The organism is Nocardia exalbida NBRC 100660 (assembly GCF_000308575.1).
Taxonomy (GTDB): domain Bacteria; phylum Actinomycetota; class Actinomycetes; order Mycobacteriales; family Mycobacteriaceae; genus Nocardia; species Nocardia exalbida.
In genome coordinates this window covers 130,649-144,576 of sequence record NZ_BAFZ01000100.1, presented here as the reverse complement: position 1 = coordinate 144,576, position 13,928 = coordinate 130,649, and the positions used below count along the sequence as shown (strand labels likewise).

At 69.7% G+C, this 13,928-nt stretch carries 16 protein-coding genes; 4 read left to right on the top strand and 12 right to left on the bottom strand.

Translation table 11 applies throughout. The annotated features are described in order from the left end of the window. Positions 1-21 precede the first annotated feature (21 nt). On the bottom strand, positions 22-831 hold the full coding sequence (locus tag ON29_RS24840; RefSeq protein ID WP_281032566.1) for a recombinase family protein: 810 nt from the start codon (positions 829-831) through the stop codon (positions 22-24). Beyond that, positions 828-1,568, bottom strand: a complete 741-nt coding sequence (locus ON29_RS36085; protein WP_157172887.1) for a hypothetical protein — start codon at positions 1,566-1,568, stop codon at positions 828-830. The genes ON29_RS24840 and ON29_RS36085 overlap by 4 nt, the downstream gene beginning before the upstream one ends. A gap of 343 nt (positions 1,569-1,911) precedes the next feature. Here ON29_RS36085 and ON29_RS24825 point away from each other — a divergent pair, with 343 nt between their 5' ends. Then, positions 1,912-2,169: a hypothetical protein gene (locus ON29_RS24825; RefSeq protein ID WP_040869931.1), complete on the top strand. Its 258-nt coding sequence runs from the start codon at positions 1,912-1,914 to the stop codon at positions 2,167-2,169. On the opposite strand, the gene ON29_RS24820 is transcribed toward ON29_RS24825, so the two are convergent. From ON29_RS24820 to ON29_RS24800, 5 genes are all read right to left on the bottom strand, one after another. Continuing rightward, positions 2,133-2,933: a family 1 encapsulin nanocompartment shell protein gene (locus tag ON29_RS24820; protein ID WP_040869929.1), complete on the bottom strand. Its 801-nt coding sequence runs from the start codon at positions 2,931-2,933 to the stop codon at positions 2,133-2,135. The two genes, ON29_RS24825 and ON29_RS24820, sit on opposite strands and share 37 nt — an antisense overlap. Further along, entirely contained in the window at positions 2,930-3,982 is a 1,053-nt protein-coding gene (locus tag ON29_RS24815) for a Dyp-type peroxidase (RefSeq protein WP_040869927.1), read from the bottom strand. The genes ON29_RS24820 and ON29_RS24815 overlap by 4 nt, the downstream gene beginning before the upstream one ends. A 55-nt stretch (positions 3,983-4,037) precedes the next feature. Continuing rightward, positions 4,038-4,364: a cupin domain-containing protein gene (locus tag ON29_RS24810; protein WP_040869925.1), complete on the bottom strand. Its 327-nt coding sequence runs from the start codon at positions 4,362-4,364 to the stop codon at positions 4,038-4,040. Between the two features lie 198 nt (positions 4,365-4,562). Then, entirely contained in the window at positions 4,563-5,069 is a 507-nt protein-coding gene (locus tag ON29_RS24805) for a dihydrofolate reductase (RefSeq protein WP_083864049.1), read from the bottom strand. Next, entirely contained in the window at positions 5,066-5,893 is an 828-nt protein-coding gene (locus tag ON29_RS24800) for a thymidylate synthase (RefSeq protein ID WP_051175568.1), read from the bottom strand. Before ON29_RS24800 ends, ON29_RS24805 begins: the two co-directional genes overlap by 4 nt. A gap of 108 nt (positions 5,894-6,001) precedes the next feature. Between ON29_RS24800 and cobF the strand changes: the two genes are divergently transcribed. Next, complete coding sequence (gene cobF, locus ON29_RS24795) at positions 6,002-6,745, top strand: precorrin-6A synthase (deacetylating) (RefSeq protein WP_040869922.1); 744 nt, start codon at positions 6,002-6,004, stop codon at positions 6,743-6,745. Positions 6,746-6,799: 54 nt separating this feature from the next. After that, positions 6,800-7,669, top strand: a complete 870-nt coding sequence (locus ON29_RS24790; protein ID WP_040869920.1) for an Fpg/Nei family DNA glycosylase — start codon at positions 6,800-6,802, stop codon at positions 7,667-7,669. A 9-nt stretch (positions 7,670-7,678) separates the two neighbouring features. Here the strand turns inward: ON29_RS24790 and ON29_RS24785 are convergent, their stop codons facing one another. From ON29_RS24785 to pdxR, 4 genes are read right to left on the bottom strand one after another with little or no spacing between them, the layout of a single operon-like run. After that, a complete protein-coding gene (locus tag ON29_RS24785) occupies positions 7,679-9,187 on the bottom strand; it encodes a carboxylesterase/lipase family protein (protein WP_040869919.1) in 1,509 nt (502 codons plus the stop codon). Between the two features lie 13 nt (positions 9,188-9,200). After that, the gene (locus tag ON29_RS24780) at positions 9,201-10,637 is read right to left on the bottom strand and encodes a dihydrolipoyl dehydrogenase family protein (protein WP_040869917.1); all 1,437 of its coding nucleotides are present in this window, start codon (positions 10,635-10,637) and stop codon (positions 9,201-9,203) included. Positions 10,638-10,645: 8 nt separating this feature from the next. Beyond that, a complete protein-coding gene (locus tag ON29_RS24775) occupies positions 10,646-10,891 on the bottom strand; it encodes a DUF2630 family protein (protein ID WP_040870021.1) in 246 nt (81 codons plus the stop codon). Between the two features lie 10 nt (positions 10,892-10,901). Next, complete coding sequence (gene pdxR / locus ON29_RS24770; protein ID WP_040869915.1) at positions 10,902-12,272, bottom strand: MocR-like pyridoxine biosynthesis transcription factor PdxR; 1,371 nt, start codon at positions 12,270-12,272, stop codon at positions 10,902-10,904. An 82-nt stretch (positions 12,273-12,354) separates the two neighbouring features. Between pdxR and ON29_RS24765 the strand changes: the two genes are divergently transcribed. Continuing rightward, entirely contained in the window at positions 12,355-13,029 is a 675-nt protein-coding gene (locus ON29_RS24765; RefSeq protein WP_040869914.1) for a pyridoxamine 5'-phosphate oxidase family protein, read from the top strand. A 92-nt stretch (positions 13,030-13,121) separates the two neighbouring features. On the opposite strand, the gene ON29_RS24760 is transcribed toward ON29_RS24765, so the two are convergent. Further along, on the bottom strand, positions 13,122-13,889 hold the full coding sequence (locus ON29_RS24760; protein ID WP_157172886.1) for an MspA family porin: 768 nt from the start codon (positions 13,887-13,889) through the stop codon (positions 13,122-13,124). Positions 13,890-13,928: the final 39 nt, after the last annotated feature.

Below are 13,928 nucleotides of genomic sequence, written 5' to 3'. Positions count from 1 at the left end.
CGCAGCGCCGAGTGCACTGGGTCACATTGTCGCGCCCGCAGCAGACAAATGCCGGTAGATCGTCGGACGGGTGACGCCGAACTCGGCGGCGATCTGCGCGACGGTGTAGCGACGTTTTCCGGCCTCGTCGAGTTCGTCGTACATCTGCCGCGCCAACTGCACCTGCCGCGGGCCGAGCTTGGGTTTCTGCCCGCCGGTACGGCCCCGGGCGCGGGCAGCGGCCAGCCCGTCGCGGGTGCGTTCACTCATCAGAGCGTGCTCGAATTCGGCGATGGCGCCCAGGATCTGGAAGAACATCCGCCCCCGCGCAGTGGAGGTGTCGATGCTCTGATCGAGCACCACCAGATCCACCCCACGACCCTCGAGGATTTTCGACAGCTCGATCAGGTGCTCGAGCGAACGGCCGAGCCGGTCCAGCTTGGTGACCACCAGCTGATCACCGGCACGGTTGGCCGACAACAGCGCCTTGTCCAGTTCCGGCCGGCTGGCGAGTTTCCCGGATGCCTTGTCCACGAAGATCTTCTCGCATCCGGCCACGGTCAACGCGTCGTGCTGTGCTTCGGGGTGCTGATCGCGCGTTGAGACGCGCCCGTAGCCGATTCGCATGAGCCGCAGCGTATCGCTAACCCCCGACAGGTTGACATTGCCGCGTACACGGCAACCTTTACAGAACCGGCCTGCGTAAACGTGTTGCCGCCGAGGATGTCTCGCGAACGTTCGTTCGTAAGACACCACGCCAGGGAGGTTCGTGGGCTCGGAGCGGTCGGTGAAGGCATTGAGTCGGTGACGTGGAGTTTCCAACAGCTGCGCAAACTCGATGATCTTCTTCATCGTTCGACTATCAATGCGGTGCGATTCAGAACCACCCAGACATACATATTGTTGACACGGTATGCATCGTAGCCTGCGATGGCAGCGTATCGTCCCACGTCCGACAGCACATTCATTTGCTCTTCCAGTTCCGTTCTTCTCGCAGATTTTTCGGGCTCCCTTTCCAGCTCTGCGCGGATCGATTCCAGTTCCTCATCTCGTTTTGCGGTCAGGGAGCGCAAATCGGTCCTCAGCGCGTCGGGGTGCATCGCCATACGAATCACACCGCCCGGGTCACCCCACGGGTCGCCTGCCCAGTGCTCGGCCATCTCGCGGAGCTGAGCCGAATCAGGTTCGCTCGAATCAGGTTCGCGGCCGTGAACATACGTACCGCTGCCGCTGGCGCCCTGTCCGGGAAAGAGGCTGCCGGTTTTGAATTCCTCTACATCCTGTAGCCTTCTCACGCCTCGGGACATTTCTATCCAACCCGCATCGATGGCCTCGCGCATACCCTCGGCATCCACGAGGCGAGGCAGGCCGTCGAACCCTTGGCGTCGGAGTATCTGCGCCAACGCGTGATCGCCACGCTCATAGCGCAGAGGACCCTCAATCGCGTGATTGAGCCGATGATAATCGGTATCACTGATCAGACTACGGTCCGTTTCCCGCGAATCGATCCCACGGATCCGCTGTGCAATCTCTTCGTCGGTTTGTCCGACCCCTGCGACCCGACGAAGTTCGTGACCGAACTCCCTCAATGGGCGCTCATGAACTTCGGCTACGCCCCTTGTTACCCCGCGGAGTCTTTGAATCAGCTCAGAGATCGCCTTACCCCACAGTGTGATCCTCCGGCCTCGACGAGCTGGGCGCCCTCAGTGCAGGTGTAGCGAAGAGAGCCTCAACAGCATACGAGAACCCTCTACCTCAGACCCAGATCCCAGATCAACGCGACTGCCTCAACCCCAACGAGAGACGAGGATGCCTGCCGCCGCACCCTGCTCATCTGCCGCCACCTAACACCGCGAAGATACCGCCACTTATCACTGCGAGTCACAATGACCGACACCCTCGACCGGCCGCCCGCGCTCGTCCTCGACGGCGATGCTCTCGATCCGATCGGCGGAGGCGGTGCGCTCCAACGCGGGCTTGGCCGCGGCACGCGCTCGTGGCCAACGCCTGGGCCGCCCGCCGGCCATGACTCCTGTCCTCGACGGTGGTGTCCCGCAGGCGGGCGAGGAGTTCGTCGGTGTCGGCCCGCAGCCCAAGGACGGGCTGGTGGGAACGAATGACGAGGACCCGCTCGCAATCGGTGAGGGCGGCGCTCAGACGGTGAGCGGGACCGCGGCCTCCGCGGTGTAGACCAGGAACGTCAGGCTCTGCTGGAAGTACAGCTGAACCGAGGTGCTGTCGTGCGAAAGGTAGCCGACGGACAGGTCCTGCCCGATGCGCAGATCGAAGTCGCCGCCGCGGGTGGTGAGCACGATCGCGCCGTCGATGGCGGGCGCCCAGATGATCTCGCCTTCCGGGATCAGGCGCTCGATGTGCGTGCGGATCATGTGGCCGTGATCGGAGGTCTCGCTCACCGCCGTGAACAGGTCGGCGCTGAGCAGCACCGAGTACGGTCCGTCGACGCCCGCCAGCCGCAGCGCGCTCAACGCTTGCGCGATCGCCTCGGGGACCAGCCGGGTGTCGCCGGGCAGCGTGATCGGCTCGTTGGACGCGCTCGCGCGGATGCCGGTGATGTGCGCGGCCGGATAGCCCTCGAAGATCGCCCGGTCCTCGGCGAACGCGATCTTCTTCGCGGCGTCCTTCACCGGATCCAGGTCGGCGTCCTGAGCGCCGCGCTCCACGTTGTCGAGTTCCTCGCGGGAGAGCGTGAACGGCACGCGCAGTTCGACCAGCGGCGCGACCACCCGCTGACGGGCGAACACTCCGGAGCCGGGGGAGTCGATGGGTGTGGTGTGCCCGGTGCCCACCGCGGAGTAATCGACGCCGTGCGGGCCGGAGAGGTCGACGACGCGCCGGCCCGCGATGTGCCGTTTGAAGGTACGCGTCGCCTCCTCCTCGATGGCCGCCCACGCCTCGGCGGTGATCGGCGCTAGTTCGCGATGGAGGTTGTTCATGACCGGGTGCTCCTTTTCAACGAGCCGATACCGAGGGCGCCGTCGCCCGAGGGCACGGCGATGCCGGACAGTTCTGCCGAACCGGCGGTGTCCACCGGCACCGCGGTTTCCGCCGTCTCCCGTGGTGCCGGTGGCAGATCGTCGAGGAAATCGACGGTGGGTGCGAAGAACGAGGTGCCGGTGCGGGCGACGGAGAAATCCAGGATGCGGTCGTAGGCGGCCTCGCCGGTGCCGAGGAACATGCGGGTGAGCATGCGCTCGGTGACGCTCGGCGTGGCCGCGTACGCGATGTAGTAGGTGCCGAACACGCCTTCGCGCACGCTGCCGAAGGGCATGTTGCCGCGCAGGATCTGGCGTTCGGTGCCGTCCGGATCGATCAGCGTGTTCATCTCGACGTGCGAGTCGGCCGGCTTGATCTCGTCGGGGAGTTCGAAGTCGTCCAGCTTGGTGCGGCCGATCACGCGCTCCTGCTCTTCGACCGGCAGCGCGCGCCAGTCCGCCAGCGGGTGGGTGTACTTCTGCACGATCACGTAGCTGCCGCCGGCGAATCGCGGGTCCTCGTCGCCCACCAGCGCGGCCGTGGCGGCGGCGCGGCCCTCCGGGTTCTCGGTGCCGTCCACGAAACCGAGCAGGTCGCGCTGCTCGAAATAGCGGAAGCCGACTGTCTCGTCCACGATCGTGCCCGCGCCCGCCAGCCGGTCGCCGATGGCCATGGCCAGTTCGAAACAGGCGTCCTGCACATCGGACTTGATGTGGAACAGCAGGTCGCCCGGTGTCGCGGGCGCGGTGTGGCGTGCGCCGACGTAACCGGGGAACGGATGTAGCTCAGCGGGTTTCGGCCCGGCGAAGAGACGGTCCCACGCGTCGGAGCCGATCGACGTGACGCAGGTCAGGTTCGCGCTCGGCAGGCGGAAGCCCACCGAGCGGCGCAAGCCGGTGATGTCGGCGAGCAGGTCGCGGACCGCCGCTTCGCCGCCCTCGTCGATCGTGGCGACCAGGAAGATCGCGGACGGCGTGAGCGGTTCGAGGATCGGCTGCGGCTCACCCATGATCGACACCCTAACGCCCGGCCGGTCCGGCCGCGGTGCGGACCCGCGCGGGTGGCTACATCGCTACGGTCAGCAGGAACGCGACGTCATCGATCGCCTTGACGCTGTGGCGCGCCTTGGGCACCACGATCAGGTCGCCTTCCGAGCCTTTCCATTCGTTGGCGCCGCTGAGCAGAACCAGGGTGCCGCTGAGCACCAGCAAGGTGGCTTCGCCCGTATTGTCGTGCTCGGCCAAGCTGTGCCCGGCCTTCAGGCCGACAACCGTCTGGCGCAGCGAATGCGTATGGCCGCCATAGAGTGTCTGGGAACTGCGCCCGCTCGTGGCGATGGTCGCCAGCTTCAGCTGCTGGCGCGCTACCGCAGTCAGCGATTTCTTTTCCATGGACCGCCTTTCGCAGATCACCACAGCCGATGCCGGGCTGGTGGCAACGGCTCGAGGCGTTCGGCCGGACACGCGTCCGGCCGCCGCATATCGAGGAGTATGCCCCAGTCGGCCGCGGGGCGGGCCGGGTTTCACCGGCCCCGGTCCTGACGTCGGCATTCACGGCCGCACGCGGCGTGGCGCCCGCCGGGTTCTCCGCTAGGCGGGCAGCCGCCGGGTGTAGTGCCGAATGCGGAAGCGCAGACCGGTGGCCGAGGTGCGCCAGGGCTCCGGGACGTCGGGCCGCCACTCCGGTCCGATCGACGGCGCGAAAGCGTCGCCATCGACCGCGGTGTCGATCTCGGTGACGCGCAGGTCGGTCGCGAACTCCAGCGCGGCGCGGTAGATCTCACCGCCGCCCGCGACCCACACCGCGTCCGGGGCGCAGGCGGCCAGCGCCTCGGGCACCGACGACATGCGCTCGGCGCCTTCGGCCGACCAGTCGGGCTGCCTGGTCACCACGATGTTGCGCCGACCGGCCAGCGGCCGGAACCGCGGCGGCAGCGAGTCCCAGGTCCTGCGGCCCATCACCACGGGATGACCCCAGGTCACGTCCTTGAAGTGCGCCATGTCCTCGGGCAGCCGCCAGGGAATGGTGTTGTGGAACCCGATCACCCCGTCCAGGGTCTGCGCCCAGATGAGCCCGATCGTGCGGCTTTCGCTCACACCGCCACCGGGGCCTTGATGGCCGGATGAGGGTCGTAGCCGACTACTTCCACATCCTCGTAGCGGTAGTCGAACAGCGTCGGGGCGGGATGCAGCCGCAGCGTGGGGAACGGGCGCGGGTCGCGGCGGAGCTGCTCGGTGACCTGGTCGAGGTGGTTGTCGTAGATGTGGCAGTCCCCGCCGGTCCAGATGAAGTCACCGGGAGCCAGCTCGGTCTGCTGGGCGACCATGTGGGTGAGCAGCGCGTAGCTGGCGATGTTGAACGGTACGCCGAGGAACAGGTCGGCGCTGCGCTGGTAGAGCTGGCAGGACAGTTTGCCGTCGGCCACGTGGAACTGGAAGAACGCGTGGCAGGGCGCCAGCGCCATCTTGTCCAGGTCGGCGACGTTCCACGCCGAGACGATGATGCGCCGGGAGTCCGGGGCGGTGCGCAGGGTTTGCAGCACCTGGGCGATCTGGTCGACGTGGGTGCCGTCGGGGGTCGGCCACGACCGCCACTGCACGCCGTAGACCGGGCCGAGCTCGCCGTCGGCGTCGGCCCATTCGTCCCAGATGGAGACGCCGTGGTCGCGCAGCCAGCCGACGTTGGAGTCGCCGCGCAGGAACCACAGCAACTCGTAGATGATCGACTTCAGATGCACCTTCTTCGTGGTGACCAGCGGGAAGCCCGCCGAGAGGTCGTAGCGCAACTGGTGGCCGAAGATACTGCGCGTTCCGGTGCCGGTGCGGTCGGCCTTCTTCGAGCCGGACGCCAGCACCAGCCGCAGCAGGTCCTCGTACTGGGTGTCGGGGGCGGAAGCCGGATCGAGCGCGTCGTGAGCCACGTTCGGCAACTCTAGTCTTCGCCGTCGCGCGCGCGGCGAGCCGATCGGGCGCGTCCTCGGCCGCGCCTGGCGACCGGGGTCCTCCGCCCGCCTGGCAAGCTCGAGCCCATGCGCAAGCTCTACGTGATCGGCATCGGCGCCGGTGATCCCGACCAGGTCACCGTGCAGGCGATCAAGGCGATGCGGCAGGTCGAGACGTTCTTCGTGATCGGTAAGGGCGAGGCGAAGCGGGAACTGGTCGACGTGCGGACGGCGATCCTGGACGCGCACACCGACCGGACCTACCGGATCGTCCCGATCGCCGATCCGCCGCGCGACCGGACGCCCGCCGACTACCTGGACGTGGTCGACGACTGGCACGATCGCCGGTCGGCGCTGCTGGAATCGGCGTTCGCCGCGTCCGACGGCGTCGGCGGCATCCTGGTCTGGGGTGATCCCGCGCTCTACGACAGTACGCTGCGGATGGTCGAGCGGGTGCTAGCCCGCGGCGTGGTGCGCTTCGACTACGAGGTGATTCCCGGCATCACCAGCGCGCAGGCGCTGGCCGCGCGGCATCGCGTCGTGCTGCACGGCATCGGCGAACCGGTGCGCATCACCACCGGCCGCCGCCTCCGCGAGGAGGGCCTCGGCGCCGAGAACGCGCTGGTGATGCTGGACGGCGACTGCTCGTTCACCGCGATTGCGGACGCTGACGTGCACATCTGGTGGGGCGCCTACCTCGGTATGCCGGACGAGACCCTGATCGAGGGCCCGCTGCCCGCGGTGCGGGACGAGATCGTCCGCCGCCGCGCCGAGCTGCGCGAGCGCAAGGGCTGGATCATGGACATCTACCTGCTGCGTCGCGGCGGGTGAGCTGCCCGCGCGAGAACCGGCGGATTGTCGGTGGGGGTCGGTAGTCTGGACCGCGTGCCAGAGCTACCGGAAGTGGAGGCGTTGGCTCAGTTCCTCCGGGAGCATGCGGTCGGCGCCGTAGTCGGCCGCGTCGACGTGGCCGCCCTCAGCGCCGTCAAGACGTTCGAGCCGCCGATCACCGCGCTGTCCGGTCGCGACGTCACCGGCGCGGGGCGCTGGGGCAAATTCCTCGGGATGGAGTGCGACGGGCTGTGGCTCGTCACCCACCTGTCGCGCGGTGGATGGCTGCGCTGGATCGACGAACCGAGCCAGACGCCGCCCAAGCCGGGCGGCAAGAGTCCACTGGCGCTGCGGGTGCATTTCTTCACCCCCGAAGGAGCGACGCCCGCCTTCGACCTGACCGAAGCGGGCACGAAGAAGCGGCTCGCGGCGTACGTCGTGGCGGACCCGAAGGCGGTGCCCGGCATCGCCCGGCTCGGCCCCGACGCGCTGGAGGTGACCGAGGCCCAGTTCGCCGACATCCTGCACAGCACCTCGCAGCGGATCAAGACCGCGATCGTGGACCAGGCGCTGCTGGCCGGCGTCGGCAACGCCTACTCCGACGAGATCCTGCACGCCGCGCGGATCTCGCCGTTCGCGAACACGAAGACCCTGCCCGCCGACAAGGTGGCCGAGCTCTACACCGCCATGCGCGCGGTGCTCACCGACGCGGTGCGGCGCTCGGTCGGCCAGGACGCCGCCCGCCTCAAAGGCGAGAAGCGTTCCGGCATGCGGGTGCACGCCAGGACCGGGCAGCCTTGCCCGGTCTGCGGCGATACCGTCCGCGAGGTCTCCTACGCCGAGCGGTCCTTCCAGTACTGCCCCACCTGTCAGACCGGCGGCAAGATCCTCGCGGACCGGCGGATGTCGCGCCTGCTGAAGTAGCGGCCCGGCTCAGGTCAGCGTGGGGACCCGCACGCCCTGCCAAGCGAGTCGTTTCGCCCGGTCCGGGTCGTGTTCCACACGCGTGGGGTAGTCGATGATCAACGTGGACCTGCGGGCCTCCGTGTACGCGGGCCAGGACGGCAGCGGAGCTCCGGTGCGGGCGAAAGCCAGCCAGTTGTCCTGGAACTGATCGGTGACCGCCCGCAGTCCGCGCCGCCCGCCCGCGGCGGTGAAGGCCCGGCCGACCGGGGTGTCGCCGATGCCGAAGACCGCGATGAGGTCGGTCGCGTGTGTGGCGCCGATCCCGGCCAGGTGCAGGGCGCGCGGGGCGAAGTCGTAGCGGTAGGCATAGGTCGGCGCGTGCCTGCTGTGCCCTTCCATGACGGTCAGCGAAGGACGCCAGAAGGTGTAGTCGCCGCCCGCCCGGATCGCGGCCTTCGGCTGGGGATAACCGGGATACGCCGCCGCGATCCGGGATTCGGCCTCGGCGTCGCGCCCGAGCGCGGTGCGCAGCCGGTCGGCGGTGGTGGGCAGTTCGTCGGCGAACCGGGCGAAGAGGGTGCCCTCGTCCCGGTTCGTGCCGATGATCAGCGGCACCCGGTGCGCGGAGCCCCCGGCGATCGCGTCGACCGGGGACAGCGGCAGGAACTCGCCGTCCACCACCGGACACACCGGAAAGGCGCCCGGTTGTTCCCGCACCACCGCGGCGATGGTGCGATCGACGGCGCGGCGGATGTCGTTGGCGCCGGCGGTGCGCAGCATGGTGTGCGCGGTGTCCGGCGTGGCGCCCAGCGCGGCGACACAGCGGCGCGCGAAGCCGCGGGACTCCTCGGGAGTGATCGTCCAGTCCGCGGGCGGGCTCTGCGAAATGGCCCGATGGAACAATCCCTCGGCCGCCGGGGTGGCCAGCAGACCGAGCACGGCGTGCGCGCCGGCCGATTCGCCGAAGATCGTCACGTTGCCGGGGTCGCCGCCGAAGGCCGCGATATTGGTGCGCACCCACTCCAGCGCGGCGAGCTGATCACGCAATCCGAGGTTCGAGTCGAAGGGATGCTCCGCGGTGCCGAATTCGCTGAAGTCGACATAGCCGAACGCGCCCAACCGGTAGTTCAGCGAGACCACCACCACGTCGCCGCGCAGCGCCAGCCGCGCGCCGGAGTACAGCCCGAGCGCGGAGGTCCCGATGAGGTAGCCGCCGCCGTGGATGAAGACCAGCACCGGCCGCGGGCTCGCCGCCCGCGTCGCGGGCGCGGTGACATTCAGTGTCAGCGCGTCCTCGCTGGTCACCTGGTAGGCGCGCGGCCCGATCCGCGCCCCTCCGCGGTGCTGCATCGCCGCGGAGGTGAATTCCGTCGCCGCCCGGACGCCGGACCACGGTTCGACCGGCTGTGGAGCGCGAAATCGCAGGTCCCCGACCGGAGGAGCCGCGTAGGGAATGGACCGCCAGCGCAGTACGCGGCGGCCCCGGCGGCCGCGGACGATTCCGTCGGCGGTCGCGATATCCGTTGTTGCCACCATCTGCAAATGGTAGCTACGGGCGGCGCGCCTCCAACAGGCGCAGCCAGAACTCGCTGACCGCGGGGAAGGCAGGCACGGCGTGCCAGAGGGTGGACAGCGGCACCCGGCCGACCACCGCGATCGTCGCCGCGTGCAATTGCTCGCCCACCTCGGGGCCGACGAAGGTGGCCCCGAGCAGCGTGTCGGTGGCGCTGTCGATCACCAGCTTGGCGTGACCGGCGTAGTCGTCGCGCGACAGCGCCGATCCGGCCACCGCGATGTCCAGTTCGACGGTCTCGACCGCGTGCCCGGCGTCGCGGGCCGCGGCTTCGGTCAAGCCGACGGAGGCGACCTCCGGCGCGGTGAACACCACCTGCGGCACCTTGCCGTGATCGGAGCTCGCGACGAATCGCGGGTCGTCCAGCGGCCTGCCCTCTGCCCGTGCCGCGATCACGTCGCCGCACACCCGGCCCTGGTATTTGCCCATATGCGTGAGCGCGGCGCGGTGGTTGAGGTCGCCCACCACATACAGCCACTCGCCGTCGACCTCGCGAGCGGTGAGGTGGTCGTCGACCGCGACGTATCCGGCGGGCAGACCCACCGCATCCAGGCCCAAGCCCTCGGTGGCGGGTGCGCGTCCGGCCGCCACCACGATCTCGTCCACCTCGAGCACCGACTCGCCTTCGGGACCGCGCAACCGGACCGTGGCCGGACCCCCGTGGATCCACCCTTCACCGGTGTCCTTCGAGGCCGGGCGCTCGACCGCGGCGGGCTGGGTGCCGAACCGCACCCGCACCCCGGCCTCGGACAGCGCCTCCGCGACCAGATCGCGCGCGAACGGCTCGGCCGCGGCCAGCAGTGCCGAGCCGCGCACCAGCAGGGTGACCTCGGCGCCGAGCGCGGCCAGCCAGGTGGCCGCCTCGGCGGCCACCACGCCACCGCCCACGACGGCGACCCGGCGCGGCACCTCGTGCAGGTTGGTGACGTCGCGGGAGGTCCACGGCCGCGCGGCGCGCAGGCCGGGCACGTCGGGAACGTTCGCGGTGGTGCCGGTGGCCAGCACCACGGCATGCCGGGCGCGCAACTGCCGCCCGGCGACCTCGACCGTGCGCGTGCCGGTCAGGCGGCCGGTGCCGCGCACGACGTCGATGCGGTTGCTCCGGGCCCAGTCGACCTGGGTGGAATCGTCATGGTCGTGCACGAAGGCGTCGCGTCGCCGCAGCACCGCCTCGACGTCCAGGCCGGTGGCCGAGACGCCCGGCATCGCCCGCGCGGCCGCCAGCACATGACCCGGCCGCAACAGCGCTTTACTCGGAACGCAGGCCCAGTAGGAGCATTCGCCGCCGACGAGTTCCCGCTCCACGATGGCGGCCGTGCGGTCGCTGCCCGCGACGGCGTAGGCGGCGGCGTTCTCACCCGCGGGCCCGCCACCGATCACGATGACGTCGTAGTCGGTCGCTGTGCTCGACATCGCCGCGCCTACTGCAGGTAGCCCTCGACCTGCGAGACCGTATTGGGCCGGACCCCGTCTGGGGACTCGCCCTGCTCGATCCGCGCCCGGCGATGGCGGAGCAGGTCCCAGGCCTGATCGAGCATCACTTCGAGTTCGGCCAAGCGCTGGCGCTCGGTCTTCGGGTCCAATTCGCCGCGGGTGGCCTGCGAGCGCAGCTGGTGCTCCTGGTCGACCAGTTCCTTGATACGCCCCAAGACGTCCTGTTCGCTCATGCGGACCATGCTACGGCCGGGCGAGGCATTCCGCGGCGATCGGTACGGCCGCGGTGAGCTGGGGCAAGGGCAGCGCCGTGTAACCGAGCGCGACGCCGAAGTGGTCACGGCGGGCTCCGAGGTGATACCTGGACAGCCCGTCGAGCGCGACGCCACGCGCCTGCCCCGCGGCGATCACGCGACGCTCGGCCTCGGCCGACTCCACCGGCACGACGACGTGCGAGCCCGCGTCGTCGCCGAGCACGCCGACGCCGCGGCGGCGCAACGCGGTCACCACCAGTGCCCGGCGCGGTGGCAGCGCGCGGCGCAGCCTGCGCAGGTGCGTGGCCAGATCGCCGTGCGCGGCGAAGGCGGCCAGCACGCGCTGTCCCGCCGGGCTCGGACCGGTGCCGGTGCGCTCCCGGTGGGCGAGCACCGCCCCGGCGATCTCCGGAGTGGCGAGCAACCAGCCGACACCGAGGCTGGGGGACAGGATCTTGCTCGTCGTGCCCAAGTGGACGACCACGTCGGGAGCCATGGTGGCCAGCAGCGGCAGTGGCGCGGTGTCGTAACGCAATTCGCCGTCGTAATCGTCCTCGATGACGAAGATCCCGGCCGCGCGCGCGTGCTCGACGAGCTCGACCCGCCGCGCCGCGGGCATCCGCGCACCGAGCGGAAATTGATGCGCCGGAGTGCAATACACCGCCTTGATCCGGGCGGGCAGCAGGTCCACGCGCAGGCCATGCGCGTCAACGGGGACCGGGACGACCTCGAGGCCTGCCGCCGCGAAGGCCCCCGCGGCGCGCTGATAGCCCGGATCCTCCATGGCGACGGCATCGCCCGGCCGCAGCAGCGCCGCGGCCAATTCGCTCACGGCGGAGCTGGTCCCGGCGGTGGCGAGCAGTACGGTGTCGCTGCCCGCGCCGATCCCGCGGTGACGCAGCAGATGCTCGGTGACCGCCGTGCGGAACTCCGGTTCGCCCGCGCGGTCCTTGCGCACGAGCGGGACGTGATCCGCGGCGGCGCGCCAGGCCCGTCGCCACGCGGCCGGGTCGATGGCGTCGACGCACGGCGCTCCCGGGGCGAGATCGAACAGCCGCGGCGCGGCGTCCGGGTCGTGGACGGAATCGGTGCGGGCGGGCGCGGCGGCCGGTGCGGTCGTCAGGTAGGTGCCGGAGCCGCGCCTGCCGCTGATCCAGCCTTCGGCGTGCAATTGGTCGTAGGCGGCGGCGACCACGGTCCGGCTGACGCCGAGCCGCCCGGCCAGCGCGCGGGTGGACGGCAGCCGATCGCCGCCGCGCAGCGGTCCGCCGGTCGCGGCGCGGCGCAGTTGTTCGGCGATCTGCACCGACAGCGGTTGCGCCAGGTCGCGGTCGAGATCGAGGGGAAGGTCCTCCAGCACCGTTCTGCTCCTCGAAGTGGACTGCTGAAAATCATTCGAATTGGCACTTTGATGATGCCATTCGCGGCCCGATGCTGGGTCCATGACCGAAACAGCCGCCCCACGCGCGCCGCTCTCTCCCACGCCGCGCAGCACGCCGACCCGGTTGACCGACCGCGCCAGGACCGATCGCGCCGACTTGGACGCGGTGCTCGACGCCGGGCTGATCTGCCACCTCGGCGTGCTGCTCGGCGGCACGCCGGTCGTGCTGCCGACCGCCTACGGCCGCGACGGCGACACGCTCTACCTGCACGGCTCGACCGGCGCGGGAAACATGCGCGCGGCCGTCGCCGCCGACATCTCGGTGACGGTGACCCTGGTAGACGGCGTGGTCTACGCGCGTTCGGCCATGCATTTCTCGATGAACTACCGCTCCGCGGTCGTGCTCGGACGGGCTCGCGAGGTGACCGATCACGACGAGCGCCTGCACGGGTTGCGCGTGATCGTCGACCACGCGGCGCCCGGCGCGTGGTCTCGCGTGCGGCCCCCGAGCAAGAAGGAACTCGCCGCCACGAAAGTGCTCGCCTTCGACCTCACCGAGGCCTCGGTGAAGGTCCGTGCCGGTGGCCCGAAGGACGACCCGTCGGACATCGACAACGGGGGCGTGTGGGCGGGCGTCCTCCCGCTGCGCCAGACCTGGGACACCCCGATCGACTCCGCGGACCTGGACCCCGGCGTTCGGGTTCCCTCGGATGTCCTGGAGCGCGCGGCCGGCTGATCCGGCGCGCGTAGCTCGCACGGCCACTCGCCTTTTCGCATTCGGCTGGGGTCTGCGCGCGCTGCCGGACGGATTGGTGCGGTGTGCGCCGGTCAGAACCAGAACGCTGTGCCGTAACCCGTCGTTTGCGCTGTGGCCCTTCTCGAATCGGCTCGTACGGTGACAAACGGCATGGCCGAGGCCGGTGAAAGGCAGCCGCTGATATTCAACGGGGTATTGGTATGTGCGAAGGTGTAAGGGAATTCGGATTCCCCGTCGATTTCCGCTGCGCCGATCACCGCCGCCGTGACCGAACCGGGGGCCAGATTCACCGCGAGTTCGGCGGCGAGGCCCGCGTCGACGTCGAAGCTGGGCTGGATGGCGACGGCGGCGCCGACGCTGACGCTCGGCGGCGCCATCAGTTGCAGAGAGGGCATCATCGTCTTCTGATCGGGCATGTTCATCTCCACGGACGGCGCATCGAAGGTGAGGGAGCCCTGCAGGCCGAAGGAGGGCGCGATCCCGACACCGGCGCCGATACTCGGTGAGATACCGATCGAGATGCCGTTGGCGATGTCGACCGCGCAGCCGACCAGATATCCGACGACGATCTCTCCACCGCGCAGCGCCGCGGGGCCGTCGAAAGCCACCGAGAAGTCGCCGGACATCTTCACCGCGTGCACGAAGGGAACTCCCGGCGCGATATCGCCGCCCGCGGGCACGACATTGTTGGCGTTCACCGACGCGATCAGATGCAGTCCACCGGCGTCGATCTCTCCTGGCGCGGCGCCCGCCACGGAATCGGAAACAGCGAAAGCGCCGGTGGCGGCCACAACCACCGCTACGATCGCGGCGAGAGTACGCGAATGCTTTCGGTTCATCATGCTCCAGTCGAGTATCGATGGAATCGGAACTTCATG